The organism is Staphylococcus sp. HMSC072H03 (genome assembly GCF_001809305.1).
Lineage (GTDB): Bacteria > Bacillota > Bacilli > Staphylococcales > Staphylococcaceae > Staphylococcus > Staphylococcus hominis.
This window is the reverse complement of sequence record NZ_KV796914.1, coordinates 270,484-292,078: the sequence shown is the minus strand read 5'-3', so window position 1 is coordinate 292,078 and position 21,595 is coordinate 270,484. Positions and strand designations below refer to the sequence as shown.

18 protein-coding genes are annotated in these 21,595 nt (G+C 31.0%); 14 read left to right on the top strand and 4 right to left on the bottom strand.

The window, feature by feature from the left end:
* Positions 1-23: 23 nt before the first annotated feature.
* On the top strand, positions 24-2,267 hold the full coding sequence (locus tag HMPREF2578_RS10115) for an LPXTG cell wall anchor domain-containing protein (protein WP_049382165.1): 2,244 nt from the start codon (positions 24-26) through the stop codon (positions 2,265-2,267).
* A 273-nt stretch (positions 2,268-2,540) separates the two neighbouring features.
* Positions 2,541-4,118, top strand: coding sequence for a YfcC family protein (locus tag HMPREF2578_RS10110; protein ID WP_049382166.1), 1,578 nt, complete (start codon positions 2,541-2,543; stop codon positions 4,116-4,118).
* A 54-nt stretch (positions 4,119-4,172) separates the two neighbouring features.
* Here HMPREF2578_RS10110 and HMPREF2578_RS10105 read toward each other — a convergent pair whose 3' ends face one another.
* On the bottom strand, positions 4,173-6,374 hold the full coding sequence (locus HMPREF2578_RS10105) for an amidase domain-containing protein (protein WP_070508467.1): 2,202 nt from the start codon (positions 6,372-6,374) through the stop codon (positions 4,173-4,175).
* A 264-nt stretch (positions 6,375-6,638) separates the two neighbouring features.
* On the opposite strand from HMPREF2578_RS10105, the gene HMPREF2578_RS10100 reads away from it, so the two are divergent.
* Positions 6,639-9,467, top strand: a complete 2,829-nt coding sequence (locus HMPREF2578_RS10100; protein ID WP_070508466.1) for a YhgE/Pip domain-containing protein — start codon at positions 6,639-6,641, stop codon at positions 9,465-9,467.
* A 55-nt stretch (positions 9,468-9,522) separates the two neighbouring features.
* On the opposite strand, the gene HMPREF2578_RS10095 is transcribed toward HMPREF2578_RS10100, so the two are convergent.
* Positions 9,523-10,029, bottom strand: a complete 507-nt coding sequence (locus tag HMPREF2578_RS10095) for a hypothetical protein (RefSeq protein WP_061544099.1) — start codon at positions 10,027-10,029, stop codon at positions 9,523-9,525.
* Positions 10,030-10,231: 202 nt separating this feature from the next.
* On the opposite strand from HMPREF2578_RS10095, the gene HMPREF2578_RS10090 reads away from it, so the two are divergent.
* On the top strand, positions 10,232-10,753 hold the full coding sequence (locus tag HMPREF2578_RS10090; protein ID WP_002449373.1) for an immunodominant staphylococcal antigen IsaB family protein: 522 nt from the start codon (positions 10,232-10,234) through the stop codon (positions 10,751-10,753).
* A 45-nt stretch (positions 10,754-10,798) separates the two neighbouring features.
* Here the strand turns inward: HMPREF2578_RS10090 and HMPREF2578_RS10085 are convergent, their stop codons facing one another.
* Positions 10,799-11,197, bottom strand: coding sequence for a YolD-like family protein (locus tag HMPREF2578_RS10085; protein ID WP_037554270.1), 399 nt, complete (start codon positions 11,195-11,197; stop codon positions 10,799-10,801).
* Positions 11,198-11,528: 331 nt separating this feature from the next.
* On the opposite strand from HMPREF2578_RS10085, the gene HMPREF2578_RS10080 reads away from it, so the two are divergent.
* The 3 genes from HMPREF2578_RS10080 (at position 11,529) to HMPREF2578_RS10070 (ending at position 14,440) form a co-directional block, all read left to right on the top strand.
* Positions 11,529-12,053, top strand: coding sequence for an immunodominant staphylococcal antigen IsaB family protein (locus HMPREF2578_RS10080; protein WP_002449354.1), 525 nt, complete (start codon positions 11,529-11,531; stop codon positions 12,051-12,053).
* Between the two features lie 253 nt (positions 12,054-12,306).
* Positions 12,307-13,542: an arginine deiminase gene (gene arcA / locus HMPREF2578_RS10075; protein ID WP_002488260.1), complete on the top strand. Its 1,236-nt coding sequence runs from the start codon at positions 12,307-12,309 to the stop codon at positions 13,540-13,542.
* A 136-nt stretch (positions 13,543-13,678) separates the two neighbouring features.
* On the top strand, positions 13,679-14,440 hold the full coding sequence (locus tag HMPREF2578_RS10070) for an alpha/beta hydrolase (RefSeq protein ID WP_070508465.1): 762 nt from the start codon (positions 13,679-13,681) through the stop codon (positions 14,438-14,440).
* Between the two features lie 45 nt (positions 14,441-14,485).
* On the opposite strand, the gene HMPREF2578_RS10065 is transcribed toward HMPREF2578_RS10070, so the two are convergent.
* On the bottom strand, positions 14,486-14,851 hold the full coding sequence (locus HMPREF2578_RS10065; protein WP_070508464.1) for a DUF4870 domain-containing protein: 366 nt from the start codon (positions 14,849-14,851) through the stop codon (positions 14,486-14,488).
* A gap of 155 nt (positions 14,852-15,006) precedes the next feature.
* Here HMPREF2578_RS10065 and HMPREF2578_RS10060 point away from each other — a divergent pair, with 155 nt between their 5' ends.
* The 7 genes from HMPREF2578_RS10060 (at position 15,007) to HMPREF2578_RS11205 (ending at position 21,369) form a co-directional block, all read left to right on the top strand.
* Positions 15,007-15,981, top strand: coding sequence for a helix-turn-helix transcriptional regulator (locus HMPREF2578_RS10060; RefSeq protein ID WP_070508463.1), 975 nt, complete (start codon positions 15,007-15,009; stop codon positions 15,979-15,981).
* Between the two features lie 61 nt (positions 15,982-16,042).
* Complete coding sequence (locus tag HMPREF2578_RS11210; protein WP_176743760.1) at positions 16,043-16,195, top strand: hypothetical protein; 153 nt, start codon at positions 16,043-16,045, stop codon at positions 16,193-16,195.
* A 102-nt stretch (positions 16,196-16,297) separates the two neighbouring features.
* Entirely contained in the window at positions 16,298-16,657 is a 360-nt protein-coding gene (locus tag HMPREF2578_RS10055; protein ID WP_070508462.1) for a hypothetical protein, read from the top strand.
* Positions 16,650-17,372, top strand: a complete 723-nt coding sequence (locus tag HMPREF2578_RS10050; RefSeq protein ID WP_070508461.1) for an ImmA/IrrE family metallo-endopeptidase — start codon at positions 16,650-16,652, stop codon at positions 17,370-17,372. Before HMPREF2578_RS10055 ends, HMPREF2578_RS10050 begins: the two co-directional genes overlap by 8 nt.
* Positions 17,362-17,964, top strand: coding sequence for a hypothetical protein (locus HMPREF2578_RS10045; RefSeq protein WP_070508460.1), 603 nt, complete (start codon positions 17,362-17,364; stop codon positions 17,962-17,964). The genes HMPREF2578_RS10050 and HMPREF2578_RS10045 overlap by 11 nt, the downstream gene beginning before the upstream one ends.
* Positions 17,965-17,992: 28 nt before the next feature.
* Positions 17,993-19,285, top strand: a complete 1,293-nt coding sequence (locus tag HMPREF2578_RS10040; RefSeq protein WP_186364011.1) for a DUF456 domain-containing protein — start codon at positions 17,993-17,995, stop codon at positions 19,283-19,285.
* A gap of 2 nt (positions 19,286-19,287) precedes the next feature.
* Positions 19,288-21,369 (top strand): hypothetical protein, encoded by a 2,082-nt coding sequence (locus tag HMPREF2578_RS11205; protein ID WP_070508458.1) that lies wholly within the window; start codon positions 19,288-19,290, stop codon positions 21,367-21,369.
* Positions 21,370-21,595: the final 226 nt, after the last annotated feature.

Below are 21,595 nucleotides of genomic sequence, written 5' to 3'. Positions count from 1 at the left end.
ATCACTAAAAAAGGGTGGCATTAATGAATAAAAATACGCAAAACGAAAATCGTAAAATGTCGAAGTTAAGTTCGTATTTAAAAGTGTCATGTTCAGCTTTAATATTAAGTAGTTCACTTGTAGGTTACGGGTTTACTAAAGATGCATTTGCAGCAACACAAGATGCAGAAACAGCAACTTCTGAAACTTCAACACATGTTCAAAAAGATTTACAAGATGCAATTAATAAAGCGAAAAAAGACATTAAGCAACTAAAACATTTAAGTGCAGTTGAGTTAAAAAGTTATAAAGAAGATATTGAAAGTGCTAAAAATCAGACTGAAATTAAAAATATAATCAAAGAAGCGAAAAAAGAAAATAAAGCAACAGCACAAGAAAACACAACGGACGTTTCAAACAAGGATAATAGTACTGAATCATCTAGCACTCAAGATGCGTCAACAGAAGAAAAAGCTACAACAAGTCACGACACTTCTGCTGATGATACATCTAATATATCAAATGATTTAGATAACATCGTATCAGATTTAGATGCTCTATCTAATAAAGTTGATAGCGGTCAACAAAAAGATGCAACAACATCAAATGAATCTTCGTCTTCTGAATCAAATACTTCTGAAAACACAACTGATGAAGTAACGAAAGAGGAATCCACTACGGAAGAATCATCAAAAGAAGCACCAACAACTGAGGATCCTTCAAATCAACCAACCTCTTCTAAATCAGAAACTTCTATTGTTGATAAATTAGATAGTATTAAAAATGATATCGATAGTGCTAAAAAAGACATGGAAAGTTCAAAAGAAAACAATTCAAACCAATTACCAAGTGATGACAATAATACTGAAGAGGCGACAACTGAATCATCTAGCACTCAAGAAGCGCCAACAACAGAAGACACAACACATTCTAATTCAAACCATCATGTATTAGATGAATTAGCTAAATTAAACAATACGCATAAAGATCAAGACTTAGATACAGATGTACGACATCATCAATTTGATAAAGTGAATCACCAATTATCAGAAACTGAAAAAATTAATCAAGCTATTGCTAAAATTGAAAATAGTAAAGATGATGCCAGTCATTTATATATCAATCGTAAATTAGATCAATTATCTGATTTACGTGATAACATTCAACATCAAGCTGATTTAGCGAAAAAAGATAAACAAGCTATTGATAATGACATTGAAACTGTACGTAAAAATATAGAGAATAACCGTGATATTATTCTTAATCGTTTGCAACAAGCGTCTGACAAACAACATGCAGTTGAAGATATATTAAACAGCGTGTTTAGTAAAAATGAAGCACAACACATCTTGAAAAATATTAAAACAAAAGGGCAGTCTGATAAACAAATTGCAGATCAGATTATGAAACAAATTGATGGATTAACTTCAACAACGAGTGATGACATTTTAAAATCTATGTTAGAACAAGCTACTAATAAAGAGGATTTATTAAAAACAATTTTATCTACACGTTTAGGGCAAAATGAAGCGGCTACTATTGCGAAACGATTAGCCAATGACCATTTAACAAATTCACAAATTGTTGAGCGCTTAAAACAAGCATTTAATCAACATGGGCTTGTGTCTAGTGATGATATTTTAAATGATATTTTAGATAAAACGTCTAATCGTAAACAAGCCATTGAAACAATGTTAGCAACAAAATTAAACCAAGCAAAAGCGAACGCTTTAGCTGATATTATTTCAAGAGTACAATCTGATAAAGCGAATGCTTTGGATTTAGTGAAAAGTACAATTAATGGTAAAGCCAATGACTTATTACAACTTCAAAATAGCTTAGGTCAAGCCAAAAATAGATTAAACTATATTCTTGATCCAATTGTAAATCGACCATCATTATTAGATCGTATTACGGGTAACACAAGTGGTTCCAATCTCGGTTCAAATCTATTAGGTAATGGATTAGATTTACTAGGTGGTTTAACTGGAAGTCATTTATTAGGCAATCTTCCTTCAGGTAGTAGTTTGCTTGATGGATTAACAAATGGAAATAGCTTACTTGATGGTATAAGTGATATTCCTAATCCAACACAAGGTTTATCATTAGGTCATTTAGGCGATGATGGTTTACTTAGCGGTTTATTTAATAGTGATGGAAATTTATCATTACCTGCAACAGGTGAAGCCATTAAGAAAAACTGGATTCCAATTGTAGCAGTGATTGCTATTGCAGGCGGTGCACTTGTATGGTTCAGTCGTCGTAAACATCACCAATCTAATAACTAAACCAAAAATAATTATGAGTAAATAATTAATGCCATTGAACATTAATTATTTACTCTATTTTTATATGTTGCGTTGTTACACTTAAATTGACAACTCAACATATGTAAAAGATGTATCCAAAGTATGAATCATAGTCAATTTACTTTAAATCATCATTGAATGTCATATGCATTAGACATAAACTTGAAGTGTGAAAAAACAATTTTAAAATGACTCAATTGTAATTATGACGTGGCACATGTTGAAGTGATTAAGATTAAAGGGGTGGGGAGCATGGAACACAGTGAACGCGTATCGCATATAGCATCTGATAAAAAAGAGAAAAAACGGTTTCGATTAAAAATGCCTGGTGCATTTACAATATTATTTATTTTAACCATTATTGCGGTGTTAGCAACTTGGATTGTGCCAGCAGGTGCGTATTCTAAGCTTTCTTATAATCCAGGAGCGCATGAATTTAAGATTGTCGATGCACATCATAAAACAACGACAGTCCCAGGGACACAAGAGCAACTTGATAAATTAGGTGTCAAAATTGATGTGAATCAATTTAAATCAGGTGCTATCAATAAACCGATATCGATTCCTGGAACTTACGAGCGCTTGAAACAAAAGCCAGCGGGTCCCGATCAAATTACGACAAGTATGGTAAATGGAACGATTGAAGCTGTCGATGTCATGGTATTTATTCTTGTGCTTGGTGGTTTAATAGGCGTCGTACAAACGAGTGGTGCTTTTGAATCGGGATTATTAGCATTAACTAAAAAAACGAAAGGGTATGAATTTTTACTGGTCTTTATGGTATCCATCTTAATGATTTTAGGTGGAACGTTATGTGGTATTGAAGAAGAAGCGGTCGCTTTCTATCCAGTTCTGGTACCTATTTTTATAGCGATGGGCTATGATTCTATTATATGTGTAGGATCTATTTTTCTGGCGAGTTCTATTGGGAGTACGTTTTCAACCGTTAACCCTTTTTCAGTAGTCATTGCCTCTAATGCTGCAGGAACAACATTTGTAGATGGATTATATTGGCGTATTGCTGGACTTATTGTAGCAACCATCTTTACGATTGGATATTTATACTGGTATGCAAAACGCATTAAAAAAAATCCGAAACGATCATACACTTATGATGATAAAGTGAAGTTTGAAAGACAATGGTCAGTGATTAAGAATAATGGTGAAGACAGTATCTTTACCTTACGTGAAAAAATTATTTTAATACTCTTTATCTTGCCATTCCCAATTATGGTTTGGGGCGTCATGACTCAGGGATGGTGGTTCCCGATTATGGCGTCTATGTTTTTAGCCTTTACCATTGTGATTATGCTTATTGTCGCATTAGGTAAGAATGGATTAGGTGAGAAAAAAGTGGTCGATGCATTTGTTAATGGTGCATCAAGCTTAGTAGGCGTATCATTAATCATTGGTCTTGCACGTGGTATTAATAGGATTATGAATGATGGACTGATTTCAGATACAGTGTTAAATTTTTCATCATCACTTGTAAAACATGTGAATGGACCACTGTTTATTCTTGTATTATTGATTATCTTTTTCTTCCTAGGATTTATTATTCCTTCATCATCAGGATTAGCTGTACTGGCGATGCCAATATTTGCACCACTTGCTGATACAGTAGGTATCCCTCGATTTGTGATTGTTACAGCGTATCAATTTGGACAATATGCGATGCTATTTTTAGCACCAACAGGATTGATTATGGCTACATTACAAATGTTGGATATGAAATATTCACATTGGTTTAAATTTGTATGGCCAATTGTCGTTTTTGTATTTATCTTTGGCGGTGGCTTATTAGTTGCCCAAGTATTAGTATATTCATAATAAAAAAGCCATTGAGTTTCAAATTTTTGAAACTCAATGGCTTTTGTTATGCATTTATTTAGGTTGAATATAGTGTAAAGATGAGGCAGTATCCGCATCAATTTGGCGATATGATACAATACCTAATCCTTTTACATTTGATTCTGAAATAATGATTGATCCATCATCATTGACTTTTTCAACGAAAGCAACGTGACCATATAACCCACTTGCTCCAGATTGACCTGCTTCAAATACAACAGCTGTATGATTTTTAGGGGTTGTACTTACACTATAACCTGCGTCTTCAGCGCTATTATCCCAGTTATGTGCATCGCCCCAATGACCGCCTACATGTTTATCAAATTGTTGAACACGTTCGTACACATACCAAGTACATTGACCATATGGATACGGTGAAGCAACATCTGAAATTGAAAATGGCTTAAATGCACTTCCTGAAACATCTGTGCCACTACTTCCTGTTGATGTTGAGTATTTATCTAAATCAGGCATGTGTTTCTTATCAAAATCAGTTAAATTGTAATGTTCAATTAAGCTATTTAATTTCGTTGCATAGTTTGGATCAGTCGCATAAGTTTGGCTTAAATGACGTGTTGCTGAACGATAACTTGGTGCAATGTTTTTCCAAGATGATTTATAAATTGTAGGATTACCGTCAATACCGTGTTTGATTAAATCAGCATAATCTTTTAATGAAGCTTTAAGATTTGGATATTTACGGAAACTAGCATTAATACTAAATATATGATTATCGCTACTAGCTTCAAGTGTATTGAAGTTAACTGAAGCGCCTTTATAACTACCTTTCATACCGAATAAATTGTAGTTTGGTGCTTGTGCAAGAGCGCTATTACCTGAACTTGATTCTAAAATGGCCTGCGCAATCATGACAGAAGCATAAATGTCATTATCTTGCCCAATTTTATGCGCATCTTTAGCAATAGATGTAATAAATTCACGTGTTGCTTTATTTTCTACCACTGCCATCTTTCCATTAGTAACATTGTTCCCATCTAATTGTGGTACGTCTTGGAATAAACTTATAGCGCGTGTATTACTTTGTTTAAAATCATTTTCAAATGATTGTGGTGCTTCTTGTTTATGTTTTAGTTGTTTTTCCGTTGGTAATTGTGGATTGTCTTTATTTGTGTCTAGTTGGTCTTGAGTTGTTGATGTATCTTTTTTTGAATCTTCATTTTGTGATGCTTGAGATGTGCTGTCTTTTTTAGATGATGTATAGTCTTTATGTGTTTGTGTTGCTTTATCACTATATTTATCAAGAAGCGCATCTAGTACATCCTCTGATTGTTGACGATCTTTATTAGGTGTTGCTTGCTCTTCTTGAGAGGTTTTAGATGTTGTATTTTTTGTTGTTTGCTGTGATGTTGATTGATTGCTATTTTCAGATGTCGAGGACTCATTAGTATTAGAATCATTTAAATCTGAAGCTAATTGATTCAATGAATCTAAGGCTTTGCTTACGCTAGAATCATCAGTTGAATGATTGTCATTACTGTTACTATATTTAAATGATGACTCAGACGATTGATCTGACTGATTATTTTCTGTTAGTACCTCAGATTGATTTGATGGTGTGGTATGACTATTTGACTTATCAGATGAGTCTTGAGGTGATGGATCAATTGTTGTGTGTTGATGTGATGATTCAGTACTATCTTCATCTGAAGAAGTTGTATTCGTTGCATTTTTGTCATCATTAGTATTAGATGAAGATGAATCACTTTCAACATGTTCATATTTAGAAATATCATCATCAAAATGGAATAAAGATGAAATCAAACTTGTTAAACTAAAGCCATTTTCAAAGTGACTAGGATCTAAAAAGTTTGATGAGAATGAATGATTTGAACCATTCATGTTAAATACAGATAATGGTGTATGATACGTGTCTTCATCTTTAGTATGAGATGAACGATTATTTTTCGAATGTGTTGATGATGGTTTAGAATGAGAAGCGGCATCTTCATTTGAAACTGTGTCTGATTGACTTTCTTTTGACTGAGAGTCTTGCTTTTTATTATTATCAGAGCTATCAGAAGTTGGATCTTCTGAAGATGGAGTTTCATTGCTTTCAGTACGTGTTGTTTCTGATGTAGAAGTTGAATCCTCATTATTTGATTCAGATGTTTTAGTTTGTTTTGTAGTCTCTTCAGCTTGAGCAACACTAGACGTAAATGTTGGTAAAACCAGAGTTGTAGTTAGCAAATATATCATGAATTTTTGCTTCGACATCAATAAACGCTCCTTACTTTTGTATAATATATTTTATAAATCCGTCTTAAGTCAGACGATTTCTATCGTATTTTAACGTAGCATTAGCTTTGTCGCTAAAATTATTTTCTGCTATAATGCATGAGTACCATTTTAATTGTTGACGTATATCAACTAATTATGGCATTCGTGATAAAAGTATTATACTAATTCTACGATATAAAAAACAATGTTTTAAATCATATTGATATAAATTCTTAATATTTCATTTTTAGGAGAGTGAAAATGAAGAACGCGTTTAAACTATTTTTGACAGACTTAAAGCGTGTCGCTAAAACACCTGCTGCTTGGGTAATTCTAGGCGGTTTGGCAATTTTACCTTCATTTTACGCATGGTTTAATTTATGGGCAATGTGGGATCCATATAGTAATACAGGTCATATTAAAGTGGCAGTTGTAAACGAAGACCAAGGCGATAAAATTCGAGGTAAGAAAATTAATGTAGGTAATACGCTCGAAGACACATTGAAGAACAATGATAAATTTGATTGGCAATTTGTCAGTCGGGAGAAAGCAGATCATGAAATACGAATGGGTAAATATTATGCAGGAATTTATATACCTAAGAAATTTACACATCAAATTACGGGAACACTTCGTAAACATCCGGAAAAAGCAGATATTACATATAAAGTGAACCAAAAAATTAATGCTGTCGCCCCTAAAATGACTGATACCGGTTCGACAATTATTGTTGATGAAGCCAATAAACAATTTAATACTACTGTAACGAAAGCATTATTGAAAGAAGCAAATAAAGTAGGTCTTCAAATTGAAGACGAAGTACCAACTATCGATAAAATTAAAAATGCAGTCTATGCTGCCCATCAATCTTTACCTAAATTGAATAAAATTGCAGATAGAATTGTTTATCTTAATGATCATCAAGATCAGCTTGATCAATATGCGAATCAATTCCGTGATTTAGATAACTATAAAGATGATATTTTAAATGCTCAACAAAAATTAAATGACGTCAATGCAGCGATTCCTTCTTTAAATCAAAAAGCGAAACTAATTCTCGCATTGAATGAATATATGCCTAACATTCAGAAATTAGTGAATGTAGCAGCAGATGATATTCCTCAGACATTCCCTAAAATTAATAGAGGGGTAGAGATTGCGAGTCAAGGATTAGACTTAGCGAATCAACAACTTAACGATGCACAAGGTTATTTAGGTGTGGCTAAACAACGTGTTGGGGATTATCAAGAGGCAACTAGGCGAGCACAAGCCGTTAATGGTAATGTGAATAATAATTTACGACAACAAAGTGCGACAACTAATGACAACGGTATGCCTCAATATACGATTCAAAAACTAAGTAATAGTTCGAATAATGATCAATTATCTAATGGTCAGATTCTTTCGAATGAAGATGTTAAATCAATGAATAGTGGACTTGCTGAAGCATTACTTGCATTATCTTCAAATGCGGATAAGCAAGCTAAGGCATCACAATCTGATGTAAAAGCATTAAGAGATATAACGTATGGTGTTATTGCCTCTAATCGTCCAACAGAATATAATGACATGCTTCGAAATATTAAAGGACGTTTAGAAAACACTTCAAAATACAATCAACAATTGATTGATGTATTAAAAGAATTACAACAACGTGAACATGTGAATTTAGCACCACAAATTAAACGAATCGAAAGTACCAATAACCGTATTAATGATACGTTACGTTCTACTAACCAATTGATTGATGCATTATCAAGTGGTGGTAAAGGTAGTGCGGAGTCTATTAATGTATTAAGAAGCTTGCCAGCTTTAAATTCTGGTTTAGGTAGTTATAGAGATTACATTAAAGATAATTTAAATCATCGTTTACTTGTAGTTTCTAATGATATTACAAAACAATTAAGTGAAGGCCAAGTTGTATTATCAGATGTGCAATCTAAATTAAATACGATTAATCAAGTGATTCAAGCAGGTCAAGATATTGTAGGTAATGGTCAAACTCGTATTGCAACACTTCAAAGTGAATTACCATCACTTGAAGCGGGATATATTGAAGCAACTCAAACTGCTAAAAATTACTTCCCAACAGTAAGAAAAAATGTAGCAAAAGCTGCAGACTTTGTACGTAATGATTTACCTGATTTAGAACAACGTCTTGCGAATGCAACAGCTACTGTTAATGCTAACTTACCAACATTATTTGATAAGTATGATAATGCAGTAGATTTATTAGATGAGAATGAACCAAAAGCAAAAGAAGCTTTAGCGAATTTAGCGAACTTTGCACAAACAAAATTACCTGGCATCGAAAGAGATTTAAATAAGGCTAATGATATATTCAATCAATTGGACGATGACGATGCAGTAGATAAGCTGGTTAATAGTCTAAAAAATGATTTGAAAAAACAAGCAGATGTTATCGCAAACCCAATTAATAAGAAAACTGTTGATGTTTTCCCAGTCAGAGATTATGGTTCAGGGATGACACCATTCTATACAGCATTATCTATTTGGGTAGGTGCCTTATTATTAGTAAGTTTATTAACTGTGCATAACAAACATGAAGAATTAGCAGATCAGTTAACGAAACGGCAAGAATATCTTGGTAAAGGAATGTTCTTTATCTTGATGGGTGTATTACAAACCCTCATTGTTACAACAGGTGACTTATTCTTACTTCATGCGCAAGTAGAATCACCATTGCTCTTTGTACTCGTTGCATTATTTGGTGCAATTGTGTTTAATACCATTGTTTATACGTGTGTATCTATATTGGGTAACCCAGGTAAAGCGGTAGCCATCATTCTTTTAGTATTACAAATTGCAGGCGGTGGCGGTACCTTCCCAGTAGTTACACTACCTAAGTTCTTCCAAAACATTTCACCTTACTTACCATTTACGTACTTAATTGATTGTTTACGTGAAGTTGTAGGTGGTATTGTACCAGAAATCTTAATTACAAAATTAATTATATTTGGGCTCTTCGGTCTTGGTTTCTTCTTAATTGGATTTATTGCTAAACCATTCTTAGATCCAATTATGACTAAAATTGCAAAACGTGTAGAAGAAAGTAAAGTAACAGAATAGAAAATAAAAGAGCCTGATTGATAATGAAACATCATTATCAGTCAGGCTATTATTTTTAATTAGATTTGTTATTAGATTCACTACTACGATTAGTGTGACTTTCAGTTGAAGACTGCGTGCTTTGTTGTGATGAAGGTTTTTGTTCTGTTGAGGGTTGTTCAGTTGATGTTTGCTCTGAAGATGGTTTTTCTTCTGTGCTTTGAGATGTGGGTTGTTTTGACGTGTTACTTTCTGAACGATGTTGTGATTGTGACGTAGTTGATGATTCACTTGTTTTTGGCTGTGTAGTTTGAACAGTAGAGTGACGTTGTGTCGCTTGTTGGTCCTCTTGTATTGACTGACTGGTTGGCTCGGATTGCGCATTGGTACCATTGTCAGACTGATTAGTTTCATTAGATTGAACAGTATGACTTTCAGTAGTAGTTTCTTTTTTATCTTTCTTTTTAGTAGATTGTGTTTGATTTGGGTCAGATTGATTGTAATGAGTGGCTGCAAAAAAGATTGAGAATCCTAATGCCACAACAAGTAATATAATGACTATAGTTGCTAATATTTTTTTCAAATGATAGTCCTCCATTTTTAATTCATTTCTTTAGTTTATTATAATCAAAGTTCAACAAATAGGGAGTATTTATATAACCAAATCATATTACATTTTATTTACATAATTCTGTGATAGATACATCTAAAGTACAGTGAATTAAGATAAAGAGTATGAGATAATAATAGTGAAATAAAAATCCATTAGAGAAAGAAGGACAATCATGAATAAAATAGTTAAATCTATAGCATCAGTTACTTTAGCATTTGGGACAATGTTAGGCGTAAGTACAACTGTTTTACCAATCGAGGATACAGCGCATGCAGCTACAAAGCCATATTATGTATATAACGGGTATGTAGATAAAGACGCAAAATTTGTAACCAATAAACAGTTTATTAAAGCAGTTAAATATGGAAATGTAACAATGAATGGAATAAAATTTGAAAAAGTGCATAGTAATAAAAAACTTGAAAAATATAACCAAACATTTACTGGTGTAAGTAAAGATGGTAAAAAGGCGAATAAAGTTCAATTTAGTGTTAAAGGGGATTTGACATATGATCAATTGAAAAAAGCGTATGGCTCAGATTTTAAAAAAGTAAAAGGTACTCCAAGTGATAAAAAAAGTGGTATTTTCGAATATCAACCTAAGAAAGATGGATTAATTGTTTCTTTTGTTATCACACATGGAAGAACAGTAGAAGTAGATATTGGGTATGAAGGTGTCACAACAAGTAAATAAATGATAAATACGAGCGGAATTGAGTTCAATTTCCGCTCTTTTTTATTATTCAATGTAACATAATACTGCAAATTTGAGTTGCATTGTTTGTGAGCCATTTTCATTACTAATTGTAATATACCGCTTTAAAGTATCAATACGTTTAATATAAGCTGCAATAGAATGAATCGTACCATTTCTAAAATAACTAATCATAGCGAGTTGATGCGTTGTATATTTTTCAATTAATCGTCTATTCAGAATATTGAATTGATCATCCGACAAAGAGGGCATTGTTATTTTATTTTGATTTTCTATAAAAGCATTTATGCGTTCATACTGTTCAGGCATCACTGCAAAAGGTGCCCACTTAATCATGCCACGTCCTTGTGGGATGTTAGTGTCTAAATATTCTCTAGGAATGTTGCGATAATCTGTTTCATGTTTGTATTGATCAGGAATCATTAAAACCACCTCGATTATATTATAGAACATATGTTCGCGTTTTTGAAGTGATTTCTTATAATATAAATAAATTTTATATTTAAAAATTAAAATAATGAATTTATATATCATAAGACCACAAGTTTAACAAAGGGGAAGTAAACTCGTGGCCTAGTATTGTTATGTAATATAACATTTTGTGAAGGAGTGAATAGGACTATTACTCCTAATTATAGTATACCACAATTTTATAAAAAAATATTTAAATAGATAGCTAATTACTATAAAGATTGTATAGATAAGAGTAATGAAGTATGATATGAGTAGTTTAAAGAGAAAGAGGAAGACGCATATGAAAAAGATAACAAAAGTATGTGTAGCTACGACAATAGCGTTTAGTACACTATTAGGTGCTAGCGTCACAGGTGCACTTGTTCAACAACCGACTGCCCACGCAGCAACGTCATCATATTACAACTATGATGGTTATGCTGGTCAAAATGCTTCATTCGTATTAGATAAACATTTTAAAAATGCGATTAAAGCTGAAAATGTTAAATTTAATGGCATTAAAATTAAATCGACAACATCTAATAAATCGGTATTGAAATATGATCAATACTTCAGAAATGTATCTAAAGATGGTAAAACTGCCTCGTTATTAGATATGGAAGTCAAAGGTCAACTTTCATTAACACAACTTAAAAAAGTATATAGTAAAGAGCTACAAAAAATTGATAATGATAACAACAACACAACAGGTATTTATTACTATCAACCTAAACAAAATGGTATGACAGTTTGGTTTGATGTTAATAAAGGTAAAGTAGATAGAGTCGTATTAGGCTATAGTACAGTACAACAAGCAATGAATTAAATGGGTGATTGAAGTGAACGTATTCGCTTCAATCATTTTTTATACACATAGGCGAATAAATATTAAATGATTATATAAAGCTATTTCAAGTTGAAATTTTAAAATCCTCTTTTAATCAATAATTAAAAGATTTTATTATTGGAAATTAACATTTAATGCTACGATAGAATTATATACATGAAATGTATATTTTGAACCGCTACTCCATGATAATGACATATCAATATACCATTTACTTGAAGGAGGAATACAAATGACAAAGGGGCCAATTCAAGTTAATAATGAAATCGGTACATTAAAAACAGTACTCTTAAAACGTCCAGGTAAAGAATTAGAAAATTTAGTGCCTGACCATTTAAGTGGACTATTATTCGATGATATTCCGTATTTAAAAGTGGCACAAGAAGAGCATGATCAATTTGCAGAAACACTTAGAAGTGAAGGGGTAGAAGTCGTTTATCTAGAACAACTTGCTGCTGAAGCGATTGAAAATGAAGATATAAGACAGCAATTTATTGATGATATTTTATCAGAATCTCAAAAAACAATTTTAGGTCATGAGAAAGAAATTAAAGATTATTTTTCAAAGCTATCCAATCAAGCACTGATTGAAAAAGTAATGGCAGGTATAAGAAAAGAAGAAATTCAACTTGAAACAACACATCTCGTTGAATATTTAGATGATCGTTATCCCTTTTATTTAGATCCAATGCCCAATCTATATTTTACACGTGATCCACAAGCCTCAATAGGTAGAGGGATGTCAATTAATCGCATGTACTGGCGTGCAAGACGTCGTGAATCTATTTTTATGACATATATTCTAAAATATCATCCACGTTTTAAAGATGCAGATATACCGGTATGGCTTGATCGTACATCACCGTTTAACATCGAAGGAGGAGACGAGCTTGTGCTTTCTAAAGATGTATTAGCTATCGGTATTTCAGAACGTACATCAGCTGAAGCCATTGAGCGACTAGCAAGAAATATATTTAAAGACGGCTATACTACATTTAAAAAAGTACTTGCGATTGAAATACCCAATAGTCGTACATTTATGCATCTAGATACTGTATTTACAATGATTGATTATGACAAATTTACAGTGCATGCAGCTATTTTTAAAGAAGAGAATCACATGAATATCTTTACAATTGAGCAAGATGAAATGAAAGATGATATTAAAATTACACACTCTAGACAGCTACGAGAAACGTTAGCCAATGTATTAGGTGTAGATAACGTAGAATTTATACCTACTGGCAATGGAGATGTCATAGACGGTGCTAGAGAACAGTGGAACGATGGGTCTAATACATTATGTATTCGTCCAGGCGTTGTGGTGACATACGATAGAAACTATGTCTCTAATCAATTATTACGTGATAAAGGTATTAAAGTGATTGAAATTAAAGGTAGTGAATTAGTACGTGGTCGTGGAGGTCCAAGATGTATGAGTCAACCTTTATTTAGAGAAGATATATAATGTTTTCACGTGAAACAATATATAGTCAAAAACGCTAGTCATTTGGCTAGCGTTTTTTTATATTAAAAAATATTCCATTAGTCTACAAAAAGTGTAAAATAGATATCATACTTATAAATTGGAAGGACGAAACAATATGGCATTTATGACTATTAATTATAAATCACCTACGATTGGGATGAATCAATCGTTTACAGCCATCGTTCCAGAAGACGATAGCTTTTTTAAACAAAATGAACCAGTAAAACCATTAAAAATGTTATTACTATTACATGGTCTATCAAGTGATGCGACATCGTATATGCGTTTCACAAGTATCGAACGTTATGCAGAAGCACATCAGTTGGCAGTGATTATGCCGAATGCAGATCACAGTGGTTATGCAAATATGGCTTTTGGTCATAACTACTATGACTATATATTAGAAATTTACAATTATGCACATCAAGTATTACCAGTATCTAAAAAAAGAGAAGATAATTTTATTGCAGGTCATTCAATGGGTGGTTACGGAACCATAAAATTTGCTTTAACTCAAAGCCATTTATTCTCTAAAGCAGCGCCATTATCAGCAGTATTTGATGTACAATCATTACTCGATATAGAGTGGGATGACTTTGATCCCAAAGCCATTGCCGGTGAAGCTTTAAAAGTTAAAGGTACAGAGTTAGATACCTATCATTTAGTGGATGAAGCGGTTGATAAAGGCGCAACACTTCCAGAACTCTTTATTCAATGTGGCACAGAAGATTTCTTATATGATGATAATCAACGATTTATGACATATTTAGATGAAAAAGGTATCAATTATAAATATGAAGAAGGACCTGGGGAACATGATTATGCTTTTTGGGACAAAGCAATTGAACGTACCATTGAATGGTTAGTAGAGAAATAAAAAAATATCCCTTTGTGATGATACGTCACAAAGGGATGTTTCGTTTTATTTAATGATTTCAATCGTAAATGGAACAACAAAATCTTCGCCCTTATTCATTGCAAGAATAGCTAAAATAGTATAGACAAAACCAGCAATACCTACAACGAATAAAGTTAAGTAACCAATTAACACTACAGTTAAAACTAAACTTGCAATGCCATAAATTGTATAACTAATCGCATAATTTAAATAATTTTTTCCTTGTTGATTTAAATATTCAGATTCATCTTTTTTCATAATCCAGATGACAAGTGCTGCAATAAACCCAGTAACTAAAGACAGTAACCACATTAACATGCCCATCGTTTTTTCATTTTGCGATACATTTGTAAATGCATGAGGATGTTTAGATTGATTTTTTAAATTCATAATTTTTTGTCCCAACTTTCTTAGAAATTTAAAATACTTAAGCATAGTATATCGAGACATTACGACAATTTTTGTCGCATCATTTAATTGCAACTTACATTTTTAATTGAAATAGTGTTTAATGAAAGAAACGACGATGTAAAAGAGGGGTATCAATGACTAAAGCAACAGATGTACTTGACCTATATTTAAAGTTCATGGCAGGTCAACGTCTAACGAAACTAGAAATCAAGGATATACTTGAACATAAATCAGAACGCACCGTTCAACGCTATATTGCTGATCTTAATACGTTTTTTGAAAATAAAAATAAAAATAAAAAAATTGTTATGAATCAAACAGACAAAAAGTATGAATTGATACGAAATGATCACGTATCCTTTGATAAAGAGCAGCTTCTTGCCATCTTAAAAATTCTTATTGCTTCTCGTGGCTTATCTAAAGAAGAAATTCAATATGTCATTACTAGACTCAAACAACAGGTTTCTGATGAAAATTATAAAATTATTGAAAAGGCGATTAAGTCTGAAATGATACATTATGTGCCTATGAATCATGGAGAACCATTGTTTCACAAGTTATGGAAATTAAATGAATTGATTCAACAAGAGAAAATCATTGAATTTGAATATTTTAATGCGATGAATCGCGGTAAAATACATAAAATTAAACCTATGTATATTACTTATTCAGAACTCTATTTTTATCTTGTAGGTATCAATAAGAAAGAGCAAGTTATTATTTTTAGAGTAGATCGAATACAAGAGTTTAAAGTTATGGATGACAAATTTAAGGTTACGGAGGATAAATTTAAGGTGCCGCATTCTCCATATATAAGAGAAGGAGAGTTGAAAAAACGGATTTATTTTATGTATGGCGGTGAATGGAAGAAAGTTGTATTCGAATTTAATGGAGGCATTATTGAATCAGTATTAGATCGTTTTCCGACTGCAAAGTTGATTAAAAAAGATTATATTAATAATCGTTTTACTGTAGAAATAGAAGTGATAGGAGATGGGATATTAATGTGGTTCTTATCTCAGGGAGCACGTGTTAAAGTATTGTCTCCTATAGATTTAAAACAAAAACATATCAATGAAGTTGAGAAGATAATAGAGAATTATAGGTAGACAAAAATTGACCATCTCTAAGTGTACAATAAGATAAAACATACAAAAAGGTGGCTACATTATGGTTAAATTAGATCGAATAGCAAGAAAAAAAGCGGTGAAAGCATTATTGAAACCGAGTATATTTAGAACGCTAGAAGAACAAGTAAATATTTATTTGTATCAAAATGAAAGATACATTGAAAATAAAAAACGAAAATATTTAAAAAAGTGAATAAATAAATGTATAAATAACTATATTTTTAAATTAAAAGGTATAGCAAAATATTTATAAAAATTTTATAATAAAAATGTATCAATCATGTGAAAGAAGGAAATGAATTTGATACCAAAATATACGCAAATAGAAATCAGTAAACGTATTCAATCTAAAATTGACTCGAGCCATTTAAATATAGATGAATATGCTAAACAATATTGTTATGACATGACAAGACTCCAACGACTTTTACATCCGACACTAATTTGGATTGCAAAAGATTATCAACTCGCAGCTAAGATACTTCACACTACTCCTAAGCAACTCTTAGCGTCATTACCTCAAGAGGAATTAGATAGCATTTCATTTCGCGCCTTAGAGAATACAAAAGAAATCAACAATAAAGTACAACAACTAGATCAAATTTTTCAACTACTTACATATCAATTGAAGATTGGAAGTGATACTCATGACTGAGGTATATAAAGAAACGATTGAACGTATTCTTCCAATTGCAAAGCAATTTATCTCAAACTATAACATTCAATATCCGATTAAAGATAGTATAGAATTATTGTCTAACATGGGTTATTACATTGTTAAAGCACAAGCGCCAAATAACTTATCAGGTTTTTATATGAAGAAAGATAAATATCCATTTATCTTTGTGAATACAAGTCATAGTAAAGGACGTCAGAATTTTTCCTTGTGGCATGAAGTCTATCATCATTATATGGGGCATCAAAATGGAATTAGTGAATTTAATCCCGAGTCATTAGTAGAACGTGAAGCGGAAATATTTGCAGGTATTGTGCTTCTACCTAATTCAGAAATTGAAAAATGGATGGATAAAGAAAAAGACATTATGAAACCTGAAGTACTTGCACGAATGAGTGTCTACTATCAGATGAGTTTTAATGCAGTGATGATTCGTGCTATGCAATTGAATCCGATACCTTATGAAAAATATCAACAACTCAAAACATTATCTCGAAAGGACCATTCTGAACAGTTGTATGCGATTTACACAGAAAATAATTTAGAAACTGATATTTTAGAGCCGACAAATGATATACAAATTTCACGAAATATTATGACAATTTTAAAAAAGAATTATAATGATGAGTTAACGACTGGCGCTAAAATTAATGAAATTATTCAAAGAATTGAGGTGCTTAATAATGAAACATAACGTTATTACGCCACCAATTGTAGATACAGATATATGGGTGTATCTAATCTTATCAGGATACTATAAACGGATTATTGAGTATTATGGATATTTGCAATTTTCAGATGTAGTAGAAAGAGAAATTATGAATTGGCAGAAAAACAAACAAGAATTTTCAGAGATTGCAAACAAGTTCTCGGAGTTAAAAGCAAAGGGAAATGTGAAAATCATTCAATTTGATAGCTTTGATAGCTTAGACCAAGCGAGTATTAATCATACTTTGAGTGAATTTGGACTAAAAGAAGTTGGTATTTTAGAAAAAAACAAAGGCGAATTTACAAGCTTACTTTACGCCTTACACAAAGATATACATAGATTTAAAACAAATGATCGCAAGTTTAAGGTTGAAGTAGAAGATTTCATTGACGAAGACTTTACCTTTGTTAATTGGACAAACATTCTAGATAACTACAGTAAAAGCTTTAATGAAAAAATCCAATCAAAAAAATTAGTTGATAGCAAACAACTAAAAATGAAACAGCAAAACGAAACATACAAAAAAGAAAAACAAGACCCACGATGGGATAAATTAAAAGAATTAATTAAAGAGTGAGGGGACTAAAATGAATTACTCGATTGAATTGACTAATGCACAAAAAAAGCAATTAAAAGAAAATCCTGAACTTTTGAATGAAGCAATTCAATTTACTAGTATAGCTACTCAGTATGAATTAGTTAGTTCTCAAGCTTTAGATACTGTCGCTAAAGGAATTAACAAAGTTGCAAATACTAATGTAGCTTTTGAAGGTTCAAAGCAATATGCTAGAGATATAAATGTATTTAAACAATTAAATGAAGATGCATTTAAAAATAGTAAAGTATTTGCTAATGCGAAAAACGCTCAAAATTATTATGACTTTGCAGAGAGTTATTATAATGGGAGTAATAAACAAACATATCTAAAGAATCTTGAAAGAAAGTTGAACGGGACTGCTCAAGAAGTAGATTGGATACGTGACAGAAAAGGATCTTTAAGTAGAATTTTTAATAAGACTAAATTGATTGGCAATGAACAAGCAAATGCTCCTGGAATAGATGGCGTCACCACTAATAGAGTAACTGGTAAAATGACGGGCGTTTCAGTGAAAACAGCTAATGGTAATAAAGGTTTAGTAACGAATGCCAAAGATGTTATAAAAGCTATTGATAACAATACATTAAAACCAACAGACGAAGTAGTCGGAACAAAAGGAATGAAAGAAGCTGTTGATAAATACTTAGATAAAGCCATACAACAAGCTACTGATAATGGTGATAAACAAAGAATAGAAAAATTAAAAATAGCTAAAGAAAAATTAAAAATAAAAGAACTTGGAACAAAAAATAAAACTAAAGAATCTACTAATAGATTAATGAATAAGATGAAAGACGGTAAAGCAACTCCTTCTGCGACCATAAAAGGAGTTGGAAAACAAATGAAACAGGGTGCATTAATTGGTGCAGCAGTAAATGTTTCTATATCAAGTGTAAAAGGTTATTTAGATTATAAAAACGGAAAAATAACAAAAGAGGAAGCTTTTATCAATATTGGAAAAGAAGGAGCTAAAGGAGCAATAATTGGCGGAGCAATGGCAGGGATTTCTGTATTTATACCTGGAGGCCCTATTGGGTTTTTAGCTGGGATGGCAATAGGTATATATATTGGAAAATTAACACAGAATATTTTAGAGGAAGTTTTCGGTCAAGGAAGTTTTGAGGCTATTTTAAAAACCTTTGGATACATACAAGGTAATGTTATTAAGTTAAATGAATTACTAGAAACAATTAAAAAAAATGAACAAACTATTGAAAATAATCATAAGGAAATGAAAATAATTAACAGTAATATAAATACAAGAAAAGAAAATATTAAAGATATACTAGGAGATTTATAATTATGAAATATCAAGTGAGTTTTGATTTATCGACATTTGGTGAAAATAACGAAGATTATCAATATTTAGAAGAAGCTATTCATAAAGTTACTAAAGATAATAAACAAAATTTAGATGTAATGCGACAAGAAAAGTGGTTTAAGAGAGTATTTGATATGGTTACATTTTCAAATAAAAAATCAATTAGAATGTCAGAACAAATATCATCTGTTGCTCAGGCACAAGATATTCTAATTGAAATTTTAAAGCGTTTATCAAATACTGATGCTAAAATAGATGAAATGATCTTAAATAATACAAAGAATATTGAGAGTTTATATGATTACACGGAAGTACTAGCATTAAAAGTAAAACAATTATTAAATAAAGTAATCTCAGGAATTGATAAAGAATTAAACATTAATGATCTAAATAATAATGAAAAGATAATATTATCTTCAATATTGCAAGAAGCAGCTACTACCTTTAATGAAACCTCCCAAGATCAAAAAGAGTTTGCTGATAAAACATTGAGATATCTTGGAGTTTCTAATTCAGATGTAGAAGTAGAAAAAGCAATTGAAAGTATAGATTCTACCTCTACTAAAAAAGTTATTCTTCAAATTTTATTAGAATATGGATTTTTAAGTAACAAGGATTTTGTGCTAAATAATGAATTTGAAAATTTAGTAGACTATTTTGATTTTGGAAATAAAACAGTTAGAAGTATAAAAGAAAAAATAAAGGAAATATACAATCTTAGAGGAATAGAAGGATTCACTTGGTTCACTAACTTTGAAGAGGAATATACTAATTATTTTGATTTTGAATTAGATAATAAAGAAGAAATAGTTGTAGAAGATAGTGATGCTATTTCTAGTTATGGAGTAAAAAATCTAGAATCGTTAGAAGAAGTAATTATAGAAAAAGAAATCGAGATACCGTACGGAGAAACGTTAAAATACAATAATAGTCGTCTGATTATTAAAGACAAAATTATTGTAAAAGGAGAATTAATAATCACTAATAGCTTTATTGATATAACTGAAGATTTTAAAGCAATTAAAGTTGAAGAAGGTAAAGTACTTATTAATCAATCTAATGTAGTTAGCCCAGTTCTATATGAAAATGAGAATGTGGTTACATCATTTATGAATAATAATGATTATAGAGCGATGTTCCATACTTATGAAGCTAATATTACTATCGAACGAAGTGTTTTTGATATAGGGATTTCTTTTAATAAAAGTGATTATGATAGTTTAATTAATATTAAAAATACACAATTTTTAAATATATTAGGAGAAACTGCATATATAAACTGTAAAAATTTATTTGTAGAAAATAGTGAATTCTTAAGACAATTTATAACAGCAGAAACTATTAAAGAATATATAGAGAGTTATGATAATGACGAGTACTATTATACGGCTATATTTAAAAGCGAAATTGTAGAAGGAAGAAACAATATATTTAAAGAAATATATAAAATATTTGAAAATTCGGAACGTATAAGTGATAGTAATTCAAAATACTATAATTGTAAAGAAATATATAATAGAGCTGATGATTCAACTAGTATTCAAAACGTCATTTTCGAAAATTGCACAAGTATTTTTACTACTATAAATAACGGGATATTATTAAATTTAAATTTTAATAATTGTAAATCTATATTTACTCATAGTCATAATATTCAGATAAAAGGATGTATATTTGATAAAACTATTTATATAGGTGATATAGCAAGTGGTTTGAAATTTAATGAATGCATTTTTCAAAATATTGTTTTCCATGAATCAAATAGAATTGCTAACTTAAAACAAGGTTTTATAAATTTTGATATATTAAAAGAAAGTGAATCTTCTGCAGTTAGTAGATGTACATTCAAAAATATTGATTTAGATGATAACTATTTAATAAAAGCACGTATTATAGAAAAGCCATCAAAATATTTTTACATTCGTGTTGAAAATAACAGGTTTATAAATATTAATTCAAATAATGATGACATTATTAAGTTATGTGATGAATATCAACAAAAATTAACTAGAAGATGGATAACTGAAAGTGTAGGTACAGAAAGAGACAATATTTTTGAATAAAGTTTATATACCTTAAGTATAATTTCAATGTTTTTAAACCACTTTATATTAGTAAATAAGATGATGGATAAGCGCTATACAATATGATTTACAACTAGATTCTATTTTCATTATTTCAATGAAGGGAACTATTCAAGAATGAAAAAGAGAAATATACGGAGAATATTATAAAACTCTAAATCGATTATAGCTATTGCTAGTAGCGTAGTTGTATTATTATTAGCGA